This is a genomic window from Plantactinospora sp. WMMB782, from assembly GCF_049179135.1.
In the GTDB taxonomy this organism is placed as follows: domain Bacteria; phylum Actinomycetota; class Actinomycetes; order Mycobacteriales; family Micromonosporaceae; genus Plantactinospora.
Genome location: NZ_JBMHMC010000007.1, coordinates 7,656,558 through 7,670,919 on the forward strand (window position 1 = coordinate 7,656,558; position 14,362 = coordinate 7,670,919).

A 14,362-nucleotide genomic window follows, 5' to 3' on the forward strand; every position below is an offset into this window, starting at 1 on the left:
AGCACCGGACCGTTCCGCCCGACCAGCGGTCGCCATACGGCTCCGGTACGAACCAGCCGGTCCCTTCCCAGGACCCGCCGGACACGCCCGTCGAGGGTGACTGACGGACGTCCCGTCGGCTGTGCCGGCGGCGTCCGAACCTGACCGGTCGTGGCGCCGCACGGTCCCGGTGCGGCAACCGCCGCTCGTCGGCAGGGACCGCGCGGCGCCACCACGGCGGTCCGGGTGGCGGACCAGTTGGATACCAGCGCCATCACCGGCCCCATCGGCGGCGTGCCAGTGCGCTCGCCCAGGCCAGCCCGGCTGCCGCCACCAGCCCGGTTGCCGCCACCAGCCCGGTTGCCGTCCAGCGGGTGACCGGGCCGGGCGGTCGGGGCCGGGCCGCCCAGCGTCGCTCCGGCCGTCGGGGCACGGTGTCGGCGTGCAGGGCGGCGCGCAGCAGTTCGGCCAGGTGAATCGCGGTGCGGCCGGCGGAGGCGCTCTGCTCCACCTGGGTACGGCAGCTGAAGCCGTCGGCAAGGAGCACGTCGGTGTCGGCGGCGTCCCGGACGGCGGGCAGCAGCACCCGTTCCGCGCACGATTCGGACACCTCGTAGTGGCCCTGCTCGAAGCCGAAGTTGCCGGCCAGGCCGCAGCAGCCGGAGTCGAGGAAGTCCGCGTCCACGCCGGCTGCGGACAGCACGGCCCGATCGGCGGCGGTGCCGAGGATGGCATGGTGGTGGCAGTGGGTCTGGATCAGGGCGTGCGCGTCGAGGTGGGGCGGCTGCCAGCCGGGGCTGTGCTCGTGCAGCAGCTCGGCGAGCGTGACTGTCTGCTTCCGCAGCCGGGTGACGTCGTCGTCGGCCGGGAACAGCTCGTGCGCGTCGCCGCGGAACACCGCCGTGCAGCTCGGTTCCAGCCCCACCACGCGGGTGCCGGCGCGCAGGTGCGACCGCAGTGCGTCGACGCTGCGTCGCAGCACCCGCTTGGCGACGTCGAGCTGGCCGGTGGAGATCCAGGTCAGGCCGCAGCACACCGGGCCTTCCGGTACCCGGACCCGCCATCCGGCGGCTTCCACGACCTCGACCGCGGCCTGTGCCACCGCCGGCTGGAAGTGGTTGGTGAAGGTGTCCGGCCAGAGCACGACCTCGCCACGGGAGCCGTCCCCGGTCGGGGTACGGCGGGCGAACCAGTGCTGGAACGACTCCGGCGCGAACAGCGGGATGTCCCGGCGCGGATCGATCCCGCCGACGATCTTGGCCAGGCGGCCGATCCCGGGGGCGCGGGTCAACGCGTTCACCGTGCGCGGCAGCCCGGCGGCGACGGTGGCCACCAGCGGCAGCCAGCCCATCGAGTAGTGCGACCGGGGACGTAGCCGGCCAGCGTAGTGGTGGGCCAGGAACTCGGCCTTGTAGGTGGCCATGTCCACGTTGACCGGGCAGTCCGCCTTGCAGCCCTTGCAGGCCAGGCAGAGGTCGAGCGCGTCACGTACCGCGGCGGAGCGCCAGCCGTCGCCGATGGTGCCGCCCCGGGCGGCACCGTCGAGCATCTCGAACAGCAGGCGGGAGCGCCCCCGCGTCGAGTGCTCCTCCTCCCGGGTCACCATGTAGGACGGACACATCACCCCGCCGGAGTGGCGGCGGCACTTGCCGACGCCCACGCAACGCAGCACCGCGTTGCCGAAGCTGCCGCCGTCGTCCGGGTAGGCGAAGCCGGTACGCACGTCGCCGTGGTCGTAGTCGACGCCCAGCCGGAGGTGGCTGTCCAGCGGGTACGGCGGCATCACCTTGCCGGGGTTCATCAGGTCGTCCGGGTCGAAGATCGCCTTGATCTGGCCGAACGCCCGGATCAGCCGCTCGCCGTACATCTTCGGCAGCAGCTCGCCCCGAGCCTGCCCGTCGCCGTGTTCACCGGAGAACGACCCACCGTAGGACACGACGAGGTCGGCGGCGCGCTCGACGAAGGAGCGGAAGTCCCGGATTCCGTCGGCGGTGCGCAACCGGAACGGGATCCGGGTGTGCACACAGCCCTGCCCGAAGTGCCCGTACAGCGAGGCATCCTGGTAGCCGTACTCGCGGAACAGCGCCTGCAGGTCGCGCAGGTAGTCGCCGAGCCGGTCCGGGGCGACCGCCGAGTCCTCCCAGCCGGGCCAGGTGCTGGCGGAGTCGGGTAGCTGGGCGGTGGCGCCCAGCGCGGATTCGCGGACCTCCCACATCCGCCTCTCGTCGGCCGGGTCGGCGAACTCGTGCACGCGCGGCCCGCCGTCGCGGCGGACGGCGGCGATCAGCCGGTCCGCGGCGGCGCGTGCCTGCCCGGGCATGTCGCCGCCGAGCTGGACCATCAGCCAGGCGCCGCCCTCGGGCAGCTCGTGCAACGCCTGCGGGTGCATGCTCCTGCGCCGCTCGAAGTTGACCAGTTTGTCGTCGATCCCCTCCAGCGCGACGGGGCGGTGTTCGAGGATTCTCGGCACGTCGTCGCCGGCCGACGCGATGTCCGGATAGCTGAGGAACACCATCGCGTCGGCCCTGACCCGGGGGACCAGCTTCAGCCGGGCGCGCAGCACTGTGACAAGCGTGCCCTCGGAGCCGACCAGGGCCTGGGCGACGTGGAAGTTCCGCTCCGGCAGCAGGCTGTCCAGGTTGTAGCCGGAGACCCGGCGGGGAATGTCCGGGTAGCGGGCTCGGATGTCGGCCTGGTACTCGTCGCGGAGCGCCCGAAGCCGCCGGTAGATCTCGGCCCGGCGTCCGCCCCCGCGCTGGATGCGGGCATACTCCTCGTCGCCGGTCTCCCCCACCCACATCCGGGTGCCGTCGTGCAGCAGCACCTCCAGTTCGACGAGGTTGTCGACCACCTTGCCGGCCCGTTGGGCGGTGGCGCCGCAGGAGTTGTTGCCGATCATCCCGCCGAGCGTGCAGTGGTTGTGGGTCGCCGGCCGGGGCCCGAACTCCAGTCCGGTCGGCTCGAGCCGGGCGTTGAGTTCGTCCAGGACGATGCCGGGTTCGACCAGGCAGGTGCGGGCCTGCTCGTCGACCTCCAGCAGCCGGTGACAGTACTTCGACCAGTCGACGATCACCGCGGTGTTGGTGCACTCGCCGGCCAGGCTGGTGCCACCGCCCCGGGAGGTCAGCGGCGCGCCGTGCCGGCGGCAGACGGCCACGGCGGCCACCGCCGCCTCCACGGTGCGGGGCAGCACCACCCCGAGCGGCACCTGACGGTAGTTGGAGGCGTCCGTGGAGTACGCGGCACGGGTGCCGGCGTCGAAGCGGATCTCGCCGTCCACCTCCGCCCGCAGGGCGGCGGCGAGGGCGGCCCGGTCGACGTCGCTGGCCGGCCCGGGTGGACGCAGGACCGGGTCGGGCAGCACCCCGGTCACGAACGCAACTCGTTGATCTTGTCGCGGGCGACGGATGCGACGGTGGCCACCTTGTGCGGCTGACCGCGCAGGAACGCCTCGGTGAAATGCTTCGCCTGATCATATTTGATCTTGCCGGGCATCGGTGGCTCGTTCGGGTTGACGTCGCAGTCGACCAACGCCGGGCCGGGGTGCCCGAGGGCCTCCCGGATGGCGCCCGGCAGCGCCTTCGCGTCGGTCACCTTGACTCCGAACGCACCGCAGCCACGGGCCCAGCTGGAGAAGTCCGCCTCCGGCTGACGGTGCCGCACCGCGTACTCGGGGTAGCCGAGGATGATCTGTTCCCACAGGATCTGCCCGTACGAGTTGTTGTTGTTGACCACCACCTTGATCGGCAGTTCGTGCCGGACGGCGGTGAGGAACTCGGCCATCAGCATGGCGAACCCACCGTCCCCGACGTACGCGATCACCTGCCGACCGGGGTACGCGTGCTGCATCGCGATGGCGTACGGCAGGCCGGGAGCCATGGTTGCCAGGTTGCCCGACAGGTAGAACTCGCGCTCGCCGCGGATCGTCCAGTGCCGCGCCGACCAGGTGGCGATGGTCCCCGAGTCACAGGTGAGGATGGCATCGTCGGCGGCGGCGGCGTCGATACAGCCCATCAGGTACTGCGGCGCGATCGGCGACCGCTTCGGATCCACCAGAGCGGCCATCTCCGAGCGCCAGGTGGCCATCTTGCGCTGGTACTTCTCCAGGAACGAGCGGTCCGGGCCGTGGCCGAGCATCGGCAGCAGGTCCCGCAGCGCCAGGCGGGCGTCCGCGCAGACCGGGGCCTCGACCGGCAACCGCATCCCGATCAGGCTGGGGTCGACGTCGATCTGCACGACCTTCGCCTGCCCTGCGGCGGGCAGGAACTTGCCGTACGGGAAGGAGGTGCCCACCATCAGCAGCGTGTCGCACTCCTCCATCAGCTCCTCGCTCGGCGCGGTGCCGAGCAGGCCGAGTCCGCCAGTGGTCAGCGGATGGTCGTCGGGTACCACCAGCTTGCCCGGCAGCGTCTTGACGATAGGGCTGGCCAGCGCCTCCGCCACCGCGAGCACCTCCTCGCGGGCACCGCGGGCACCGACACCGACAAGCATGGCCACCTTCCGGCCCGCCCTGAGCACCTCGGCCGCCTTCGCCAGGTCCCGAGGGTCCGGCGGCAGCCGCGGGTACGACACCACGGCCGCGCTCATCGGCGGCGTGCCCGGACTGACGTGCCGGTACGGGTCCTCCGAGGCCGGCGCCACCTGCACGTCGTTGGGGAAGGTCAGGTGCGCCACCGTCCGCCTGCTCAGCGCGTCGCGGATCGCCAGGTCCACCACCGCGGGCATCTGCTGCGGGTTGGTGACCATCAGGTTGTACCCGGCCACGTCCTGGTAGAGCTGGGTGGTGTGCACCTCCTGCTGGTAGCGCGAGCCCAGCACCGAGGTCTCCTGCATACCGGTGATCGCCAGTACCGGCACGTGGTCGAGCTTGGCGTCGTAGAGCCCGTTGAGCAGGTGGATCGCTCCCGGTCCGGAGGTGGCCGCGCACACCCCGAGCCGGCCGGTGGCCTTGGCGTAGCCGGTGGCCATGAACGCCGCCGCCTCCTCGTGGTGCACCAGCACGAACCGCAGCTTCTCCCGCTGCCGGCGGAATCCCTCCATCAGGCCGTTGATGCCGTCGCCGGGCAACCCGAACACGGTGTCGACGCCCCACTCCACCAGGCGTCGGGCCAGGCTCTCGCCCACGATCTCCTGCACGTCGACCTCCGCGTTCCGAGGTTCGTCCCCCTCGTCGGCGCTCCCGCCGCCCGGCGGCGTCCACCTGCCGTGCCGGACCCGCGCCGACCAGGGCGGACGTGCCGGCGGCTACCCGACCTCCCGGACCGCAAACCGACCCGGGGCCCCGGCTTCCGCCGCCGTCAGGCGGGCCTGTCGTCCCGGGGCGGTACCGAAAGCCGCCCCCGGCCCTCCAGCACCGCCGGGTGCCCGCCGTCGACCCCATCCGTGCCGTGCTTGCGCTCCGTCGCCGGACCGGGCCGCACCGCTCACCGTCGCGACTGATCGGGCTCGCCCGTGAAGAGCGCTCCGGAGCTGTCCGGCTCGTCCGGATCGACGGTGACCAGTACCTCGTCCCCCGGCCTCAGCACCGTGTCCCGGTTGACCGGGATCGCCTCGCCCGCGCGGGTCAACAGGCTCACCCAGACACCCTCGTCACGACTGACGTCCTGCACCGAGCGTCCGACCGCGGCTGAACCGTCGGCGACCTGGTACCGGCGCGTGCCCTGCGGCTCCTCCTGTACCCGCAGCCCGACCGCCCAGGGCCGCAACGGCACCGACCGCATCGGTACCCGGCACAGCCGCGCCACCACGGTCACCAGACCGCCCTGCACGATCACCGAGAACGCGACGACCACGAAGATGATGTCGAACAGCCGCAACTCATGCGGAAAGTCACTGGTCAGGATGAACGTGCCCAGCAGAATCGGCACCGCGCCCTTGAGCCCGGCCCACGCCACGAACGCGCGCTCTCCCCACCGCAGCCGGGCCGGCAGCAGCAGCGTCCCGACCACAAGCGGTCTGACCACCAGGGTCAACAGCACCGCCAGGACCAGCCCGACGAGCCAGGCGTTCCCGTTCGGCAGGCTCCGCAGCGACACCGACAGCCCGAGCACGGAGAACGCGACGATCTCCCCGAAGCTGGCCAGCACCTGGTGGAACCGCTCGATCTCCCGCTTGTACGGCGCCCGCACGTCGCCGACGAGGACGCCGGCCACGAACACCGCGAGGAAGCCCGAGCCCCGGGCGACGGTGGCCAGGCCGTAGATGGCAAGTCCGGCGAAGAACACCTGCAACGGATAGAGCCCCTCGCCGGGTAGCACGATCCGGCGCATGGCCCACCCCAGCAGGTACCCGCCGGCCGCGCCGACGAGCAGCCCGACGGCCAACTCCAGGGCGAATTCGCGTACCCCCGTGGCGACCGCTCCCCAGCCACTGGCCGAACCGGCCGCCAGCAGGCCGAGCATCAACGCGATGCCGACCGGATCGTTCGCGCCCGACTCTCCCTCCAGCAGCGTGCCGGTCCGGCCGAGGATCTCCCGCCGGCCCAGCACGGAGAAGACCGCGGCCGGATCCGTCGGCGCCAGGGCCGTACCGACCAGCAACGCGGCCAGCCATCCGAGGCCGAAGATCCAGCGGGTGAGGCCGGCCAGGATCAACGCGGTCAGCACCGTGCCGAGCACACCGAGCCAGAGCACCGGCGCCAACGCGGGGCGCAGCCGGCGCCAGCCGATGTTCATGCCGCCGTTGAACAGCACCGCCACCAGCGCGACGGTGACGATGTGCCGGACCGTACCGGTCGACAGCTCGGCGAGCCGCGGAAAGAGGTCCGACACCGCCGCGGCCGCCAGCAGGAACACCGCCGGTGCGGGGATGTGCAACCGGTCGCTGATCCGGTGCGAGAGCACGGCGGCGATGGCGGCCAACGACAGCAGGGCGAGCGTCCAGGCGAACCCGATCAACCCGGTCCACCTCCGTTGCCCATGACCGCACCGGGGCGGTCGGTGGTTCTCACGGGTGCCGGCCGGCAGCGCCTTCCGGACCGTGCTGTGCCGCCCGGCGGCCCGGTCGGGATGCCCTCCGGACGCGGATCGACGCGTCAGCCGGCCGGATCAGCCGACGCCCGGCACAGAACGGCACGGGCGCCGTCGACCACCTGCTCCGCCTGCCCGCCGAGTCGGGCCGTCGGGCGCAGCTGCCGGATGCCCGGCGCGTCTGTCGTGATCGCGGCCGGCCGGTCGGCCGTGGCAAGCCAGGTCGGCGGGTCCGGTCGGGCCGGGAAGAGTCACGCCATCCACCTCCGGAGGACCTGCTACCCGGTCAACGACGGATCATTCCGCGTGTCGGCGACCGTGTCGAGCGCGGCGGTCCTCGCCGGCCGGAGGAAACGGCGGAGTCGCGTCGGTCCGGCCGCCCTCGCCGGCGTCGCCACCGGAGGCCGAGACCGACCAGACCGAGCCAGCGAGAGCCGGTCAGCCCCGGACGACCCGGCTCAGGGCGGCACCCGCCGCACCCAGGACGAGCGTGCCGGCGGCCAACTCCGTCCGGTGCCGCGACGCCCACGCCTGGAAGCTTCGGCTGTGTGACTTCCGGTCGAACGAACCGTGTGCGCCGAAGTCCTGGCCGTCGGGGCCGTCCGCCGGTCGCCAGAGGTTGGCCGGACGGCGCCGGCTCGTCGACTCGCCGGTCTGTTGACCGGAGTAGCCGGTCCGGGCCAGATAGCGGTCGAGCAGGCCCGGCACGATCCGGTTGCCGAGGATGGTGCCCACGGTCGAGGCGCCGATCCAGTACTCCCGGCGGTTCGGCCGGTACGCGGCCCGGACGATTCCCCGGGCCGCCACCTCCGGTTGGTAGATCGGCGGTACCGGCTGGGCGTGTCGGGGCAGCCGGGACAGCACCCAGTCGAACTGCGGGGTGTTCACCGCCGGCAGGTGCACGACGGTGAGCCTGACCCGGCTGCGGTCGTGCAGCAACTCGCACCGCAGCGACTCGGTGAAGCCGACGATCGCGTGCTTGGCACCGCAGTACGCCGACTGCAACGGGATCGACCGGTACGCCAGCGCGGAGCCGACCTGCACGATCGTGCCGTGGTTGCGGGGCAGCATGTGCTCCAGCGCGACCCTGGTCCCGTAGACGAAGCCGAGGTACGTCACCTCGGTTGTCCGGCGGAACTCGGCCGGCTCGATCTCGATGAACGGGGCGAACACCGAGGTGAAGGCGTCGTTGATCCACAGGTCGATCGGCCCGAGTTCGGCGGCGGCCCGCTCGGCGGCCCCGGCGACCTGGTCATAGTCGGCCACGTCGGTCTCGATCGGCAGCGGAGTGCCGCCGGCCGCCCGCACCTCGTCGGCCGCCGCCGCCAGGCCGGTGCTGCCCCTTGCCAGCAGGGCGATCCGGGTGGTGCCCCGGCGGACCAGTTCCCGCACCGTGGCCCGGCCGACCCCGGCGCTCGCACCGGTGACCACCGCGACGCCGGGTGGCTGCTCGTGGCGCATGCTGGCTCCTCGGTCTCGTCTGGCAGACGCTCTCTACCCGAATCGGCAGGAAGGAAGCGACCTTCCGGTAGGAAGAAAACGACCTCGCGAGGGTGTCGGACGGCCCGGAGCGGGTATGCGGCGCGTCCGTGATCCCGGCCGGAGGTGGCGATGTCCTGGCTCGCACGTGCCGGCGAGACCGGCGGGTGTCCCGGGCCAGGCGAGCGGAGGCGGCCGCACCGGCTCCGACGGAAACCCCGTGGCTGACCGTCGGTCGCACGCCCCGTACGTCCTGCGCGAGTACGCGCTGCTGGCCGACGGGTACCGCGGCGCCCTGGTCGACCCGGGCGGCGAGATCTGCTGGCTCTGTTTTCCCCGCTGGGAAAGTCCCAGCGTCTTCGGCAGCCTCCTCGGTGCGGCCGGCCGTTACGTCGTCACCCCGTCCGACCCGTGCCATGCCTGGGGCGGCTACTACGAACCCGGTTCGCTCATCTGGAACAGTCGCTGGGTCACCCCGGCCGGCGCGATCGAGTCCCGTGCGGCGCTGGCGTTTCCGGGTGACCGGGATCGGCTGGTCCTGCTCCGCCGCATCCGGGCGCTGGACCACGACGCCGAGGTGTCGATCCGGTTGGAGACGGCCGCAGACTTCGGCCGGGCCGGATTACGCGACCTGCGCCGGGCGGACGACACCTGGCTCGGACGCAGCGGCGACCTGTACGTGCGGTGCAGCGGCGAGGTGCCACTGCTGCCGACCGCCGAGAGTCCGCTGGCGGCCGTCGTCCCGATCCGTGCGGGCGGCCAGCGCGACCTGGTGCTGGAAATCTCCGTCGAGGCGTTCCGGGAACCGGCACCGGACGCGCACACCGCCTGGCGTGCGACCGAGCAGGCGTGGCGGCAGCAATCCGGCGAACTGCGCGCCGGATTGGCCGGCCGGGACGCCGGGTTCGCCCACGCGGTTCTGGTCGGGATGACCGAGCCCGGTGGTGGCACGGTCGCGGCGGTGACCACCTCGCTGCCGGAGCGGGCCCACGCCGGGCGCAACTACGACTATCGCTACGCCTGGATCCGCGACCAGTGCTACATCGGGCAGGCCGCGGCCGCCGCCGGTGCGGATGCGCTGCTCGACAGTTCGGCGGCCTTCGTCCGGGCCAGGCTGCTCGCCGACGGGCCGTCGATGGCTCCCGCGTACACGACCGGCGGGCATCCCGTGCCCGGCCAGCAGCCACTGACCCACCTGACCGGCTATCCGGGCGGCGAGGTGCGCACCGGTAACCACGTACGCGAACAGTTCCAACTCGACGCCTACGGTGAGGCTCTTCTGCTCCTTGCCGCCGCCAGCGTCAGGGGACGTCTCGATCCACCGGCCTGGCGTGCCGTCGAGGTCGCCGTCGAGGCGATCCAGCGGCGCTGGACCGAGCCGGACTCCGGAGTCTGGGAACTCTCACCCCGGCAGTGGACGCACTCGAAACTGACCTGCGTCGCCGGGCTGCGGGCGGTGTCCCGGGTGGCGCCGGCCCGGCAGGCCGGTCACTGGGCAGGCCTCGCCGACCGCATCCTCGCCGAGGTCGGACGGTGCGCACTGCATCCCTCGGGACGCTGGCAACGCGGTTACGACGATCCCAGGATCGACGCCGCGCTGCTGCTGCCCGCGATCCGCGGGGCCCTGCACGTCGAAGACCCCCGTAGCGTCGCGACCCGCCAGGCCGTGTTGGGTGAACTGGCCGAGGACGGCTACCTCTACCGGTTCCGGCCCGACGAGCGACCGCTCGGCGACGCCGAGGGCGCCTTCCTGCTCTGCGGCTTCCTCGCCGCACTCGCCACGCAGCAGGCCGGACAGCCTGTCCTCGCCCGCGCCTGGTTCGAACGCAACCGCGCCGGCTGCGGCCCACCCGGGCTGTACACGGAGGAGTACGACGTACGCCAGCGGCAGCTGCGCGGCAACCTTCCCCAGGCGTTCGTGCACGCGCTGCTGCTGGAGACGGCGGTGACGCTGGGCAGCGGGTGACCCGGATGCGGACCCCGACAACGGGACCACCCGAGCGAGGTTCACCGGCGGCCCACGGGCGTCGGCTACCCCGTCGCCCCGGCCGGAGGCGCTACCGGGGCAGCGTTCGCCGATGCCACCGGCGCGCCCCGTGGCCGCCACCGGCGGCGCCGTCAGCGGGTGGCGTCGGTCATCCGATCCGCCCGCCGGGGCCAGACCTTGGCCCCCACGACACTCCCGGCGGCCGCGGCGGCGACCGTGACGCCGAGTACGAGGAGCGCGACGGCGGCCGCCTCCCGGACCGAATCGGTCACGTCGGCCGGTACGGCCTGTCCCGACCCGGCGCCCCCGCGCACGCCGTACACCTCGCCGAAGGCGCCGAACCCGATCCCGGTGCCGATGCTGGCGAGGATGAGCACCGCGACTACCGTGAGCCCCCACAGCGTCACGCCCACCAGCAGCCCGTCGGAGATCCCGCGCCACAGGGCGGCGGCGCCGGCCGTCATCCCGCCCACGAAGAGGCCGACGGCGGCCGCGACCAGCGACCACCACCAGGCGGCGCTGTTCGGACCGGACCCGTCGCCGCCCCCGACGTCGGTGGCTCCGACCGCGACGAAGAAGACCTCCAGAGTGATCCACACGGCGAGGGCGACCACGAACCCGCCCCAGACCGGCCCGCCGCTGATCCGGTCCCCGTGCGGTCGCCGCCCGGCGACCTGGGACGCGGTGGCGGTCGGGTAGCTGACGCTCTCCTCGTCCGGGAAGTGTCCCGGACGCGGACTCCCACCGGTAGCAGCCATGACACAACCCGCCCTTCTGTCGGAATTCGCGAGAGGTCGATCGCCCTCGCGCTCACGTCTGGTGTTCGGGTGTCCGCAGCGGGGGTTCGTACGGCTCAGGCCAGCGCGGCTCGAAACGGGGGCTGTAGAACGACTTCTCCGCCCGGCCGGCCGCCACGTCCCGGGCGAACGTGATCAGGTGGTGCGAGACGCTGGCGACGTGCACCAGCTTCTCCAGTCGGCCGGCCCGCAACAGCGGCCATGCGGTCCGCCAGAACACCCGCCGGTAACTGCCCCGGATCCCGACGTACCAGAACATCCGGCCCAACACGCCCAGGCCCCGGCACAACTCCGCCCGGCTGGGCCGGCGCTGGTTACGGAGCCGGTTGGGGTAGGTGTACCGCAGTTGGTGGGCGAAGCGCCGGTAGACCGCCTCCGGGGTGACGGCCCGGGTCACCGTGACCTGCCAGCGGGCCGGCTGGTAGCCGGCGATGGTGAGCAGTCCCTGCGGCGGCATGAACGCGGCTGCGCCCACCAGCGGAAAGGCGTGGTCGAGGGTGCCGAAGGAGCGGGCGTACCGTGGCGAGACCAGCAGGACCCGCCGGGGGTTGCGGCCTACCGCCCGGCCCGCGACGATCTCCGCCGGCCGGGGTCCGTGATCTGTCGGCGAAGCTACCGGCATGCCTGCTGACGACGCGATCGGTACAGGCCGTCCACCAGGTCGGCCGCCGGCCCGGCCGCGACGGCGACGGCGACGGCGACGAGCAACCTGACTGCGGGACTCCTGCCCATCGGTCTCTCCTTCCGGTCTGCGCTCCGGTCTGCGCTCCGGTCTGCGCTCCACCAGGCCCGTCCGGATTCGACCCCGAACCGGGACGCCGGTCTTCCCGGACCGGCCCGGGCCAAACCTGGGTAGGAATCATTTGTTCCGCCCCGGGTATGCCCCCGGGTGGCATTTCAGCCCTCCACCGGACCCGGCCGATCGATTGCGGTCCTTGTCGAACTGGCCGGCGGCCCGCCCGCGGGTGGCCAGGTCAAGTGCTGGGAAAGGTTCGCCGAGGCGGCCGCCTCGATCGCTCCGGGCGCCCTCGGCATCGACCTGACGCTGTATCTGCTCGGATCCCGGGAGAGCGTCGTCGCACTTTCCCCGGCGGTACGGATCGTCTCCCTGCGGCCGGTACTCGGCACCGGGAGGTTCACCGGACGTCTCGGCGGGGTGGACGCGACCGACCTGACGCCGTACCACCCACGGCTGGCCGAGCTACTTCCGCGGCACGACGTGTGGCACCTCACCCACATGTTCGGCTTCGCCGCGACCGCCCTGCGCCTCGCCCGTCGCCACCCGCCGGGCCGTCTCGTCGCCTCGTTGCACACAAACGTACCGGTCCTCGCCACCACCTACGTCGCACAACTGCTGCGGTCGGCGTGGCCGCTGCGCCTGCTGTCCGCCGGAGGTCCGAGGGTCGACCCCGCGCTGATCGCCGGCAGGCTGCTCCGCCGCCGCCGGGACCGCTTCCTGCGGGCCTGCGACGCGGTCCTGGTGGCCACCCCGCAGGAACAGGCGGAGATACGACAGATCGTCGGAGCCGAGCGGGTCGGTCTGCTCGGCCGGGGGATCGACGCCCGCCGGTTCGCGCCACGGCCCGGACCGGAGCAGCCGCAGCCGCCGGTGCGGCCGTTCACCGTGCTGTTCGTGGGTCGGGTGGACGCCTCGAAACGGGTGCTTGTGGTGGGCGAGGCGGTACGACTGCTACGTGCCGGCGGCCGTCCCGTCCGGCTGCTCGTGGCCGGCGACGGAGCGGACCTGAAAGCCCTGTCACGGCTGCTCGGTGACGCGGTCACGCCGCTCGGCTCCGTTCCGCAGCACAGCATGGCCGACGTCTACGCCGACGGCGACGTACTCGCCTTCCCGTCGCACAGCGAGACGGCGGGCAACGTCGTCGCCGAGGCGATGGCCTGTGGCCGACCGGTACTGCTGCCCGCCGGAGCCCGCACCACCGCCTGGCTGGCCCGCCCGGGTCTCGACGGAGCGCTGGTGCGGGACGACACCCCGCGCGGCTGGGCGTTCGAACTGGCCCGGCTGATGGACGAGCCGGCACGACGCCGGTCCATCGGCGAGCAGGCGGCGCACACCTCCCGGACGAGGCACCGCTCCTGGCCGGCGGTGCTCGTCGAGGACCTGTTGCCGGCCTGGGGTGTCGGGTCGGCAGGCCGCCGACCCACCGGGCGGCCGGGAGCCGAGCTACCGGCCCGCCACCGGTGACGGCGCTCAACCCCGTTCCACCCGACGCTCCTCCTCGTGGGCTTCGACGGTGGCGTCGTCAGGTGTCGGCCGGCCGGTGGCGTGGTGCGCGCTGGTGACCAGCGGTGAGGACGCCAGCACGAACACCCCGACGGCCATCGTGCCGAGCCCGAGGATCTCCACCACCACCGCCAGCGGGGTCACCTGCAGGGTGCCGCCGAGCAGGCCGAGCCCGATGCCGATCCCGGCCAGCGGTTCGGTGGTGGCGAGCGGCGGGTACGACGCCGGCAGCGGTGCCACCTTGTACGCGCTCTGCGCGAGCAGCGTGCCGGTCACCGCGGCGACCACCACCGCGTACGTCGGCCAGGTGAGCAGCAACGCGACCAGCCCGTCCCGGCTGAACCGGTCGACGGCCACGCTCGTCAGACCGGACTGCAGGGCGAAGAGCACTCCGGCACCGGCTCCCAGCACCGGCGCCTCGCTGCTCGGCCGCAGCCGGCGGGCGACGCCCACCAGCCCGACGACGGCCAGCAGGATCACGCCGCCGGTGAGCAGCCACAGCGGGCCAGCTCCGGACAGGTCCTCCTCGCCCTCGCTCGGCCGGCCGGCCAGTGTGAAGGCCGCCAGACCGGCGACCACGGCCAGCACGCCGAGCCACTCCCGCCGGTGCAGGGAGCGCCGGTTCCAGTGCGCCGAGATCGGCAACGCGAAGATCAATCTGGTAACCAGCAGGGGCTGCACGAGCGCCACCCCGCCCATGCCGAGAGCGGCACCGCTGAAGAGGTTGCCCACCAGGGCGGTGGCCACACCCATCAGCCACAGCCGTTGCCGGACGAGATGCCAGAGCAGCGACAGGCGCAGCACCTTGTCGTCCGGTGCCTTGGCGGCCACCCGCTGCTGGAGGCTGGCGCCGAAGCCGAACAGCGCCGCCGCGAGGATCGCCAGCAGGTAGACCACCAGCCCGGCTACC

Annotated in this window: 9 protein-coding genes; 2 read left to right on the forward strand and 7 right to left on the reverse strand. The window is 72.8% G+C overall.

The genetic code is table 11. The features are described from left to right. Positions 1–253 precede the first annotated feature (253 nt). The 4 genes from ACN28A_RS36165 to ACN28A_RS36180 form a co-directional block, all read right to left on the reverse strand. Entirely contained in the window at positions 254–3,343 is a 3,090-nt protein-coding gene (locus tag ACN28A_RS36165; protein WP_421404830.1) for an FAD-binding and (Fe-S)-binding domain-containing protein, read from the reverse strand. Positions 3,344–3,348: 5 nt separating this feature from the next. Continuing rightward, positions 3,349–5,115 (reverse strand): thiamine pyrophosphate-dependent enzyme, encoded by a 1,767-nt coding sequence (locus ACN28A_RS36170; RefSeq protein WP_421403258.1) that lies wholly within the window; start codon positions 5,113–5,115, stop codon positions 3,349–3,351. 287 nt (positions 5,116–5,402) lie between these two features. Then, a complete protein-coding gene (locus ACN28A_RS36175) occupies positions 5,403–6,875 on the reverse strand; it encodes a potassium/proton antiporter (protein WP_421403260.1) in 1,473 nt (490 codons plus the stop codon). Positions 6,876–7,385: 510 nt separating this feature from the next. Next, the gene (locus ACN28A_RS36180) at positions 7,386–8,408 is read right to left on the reverse strand and encodes an SDR family oxidoreductase (protein ID WP_421403262.1); all 1,023 of its coding nucleotides are present in this window, start codon (positions 8,406–8,408) and stop codon (positions 7,386–7,388) included. A 115-nt stretch (positions 8,409–8,523) separates the two neighbouring features. Between ACN28A_RS36180 and ACN28A_RS36185 the strand changes: the two genes are divergently transcribed. Then, a complete protein-coding gene (locus ACN28A_RS36185; protein WP_421403264.1) occupies positions 8,524–10,392 on the forward strand; it encodes a glycoside hydrolase family 15 protein in 1,869 nt (622 codons plus the stop codon). A 152-nt stretch (positions 10,393–10,544) separates the two neighbouring features. Here ACN28A_RS36185 and ACN28A_RS36190 read toward each other — a convergent pair whose 3' ends face one another. Together ACN28A_RS36190 and ACN28A_RS36195 are read right to left on the reverse strand one after the other, a co-directional pair. Next, positions 10,545–11,171, reverse strand: coding sequence for a hypothetical protein (locus tag ACN28A_RS36190; protein ID WP_421403266.1), 627 nt, complete (start codon positions 11,169–11,171; stop codon positions 10,545–10,547). Positions 11,172–11,223: 52 nt separating this feature from the next. Further along, a complete protein-coding gene (locus ACN28A_RS36195; RefSeq protein WP_421403267.1) occupies positions 11,224–11,832 on the reverse strand; it encodes a DUF4070 domain-containing protein in 609 nt (202 codons plus the stop codon). Positions 11,833–12,099: 267 nt separating this feature from the next. On the opposite strand from ACN28A_RS36195, the gene ACN28A_RS36200 reads away from it, so the two are divergent. Next, positions 12,100–13,413 carry a glycosyltransferase gene (locus ACN28A_RS36200; protein WP_421403269.1) on the forward strand — a complete coding sequence of 438 codons (1,314 nt, stop codon included), beginning with the start codon at positions 12,100–12,102 and terminating at the stop codon, positions 13,411–13,413. A gap of 6 nt (positions 13,414–13,419) precedes the next feature. On the opposite strand, the gene ACN28A_RS36205 is transcribed toward ACN28A_RS36200, so the two are convergent. Beyond that, positions 13,420–14,349: a DMT family transporter gene (locus ACN28A_RS36205; RefSeq protein WP_421403271.1), complete on the reverse strand. Its 930-nt coding sequence runs from the start codon at positions 14,347–14,349 to the stop codon at positions 13,420–13,422. Between the last annotated feature and the right edge of the window lie 13 nt (positions 14,350–14,362).

Excerpts from the sequence above, each read along its gene's own strand:
- ACN28A_RS36185 (WP_421403264.1), top strand. The coding sequence starts at position 8,524 with ATGCGGCGCGTCCGTGATCCCGGCCGGAGGTGGCGATGTCCTGGCTCG.
- ACN28A_RS36180 (WP_421403262.1), bottom strand. The coding sequence starts at position 8,408 with ATGCGCCACGAGCAGCCACCCGGCGTCGCGGTGGTCACCGGTGCGAGC.
- ACN28A_RS36190 (WP_421403266.1), bottom strand. The coding sequence starts at position 11,171 with ATGGCTGCTACCGGTGGGAGTCCGCGTCCGGGACACTTCCCGGACGAG.
- ACN28A_RS36195 (WP_421403267.1), bottom strand. The coding sequence starts at position 11,832 with ATGCCGGTAGCTTCGCCGACAGATCACGGACCCCGGCCGGCGGAGATC.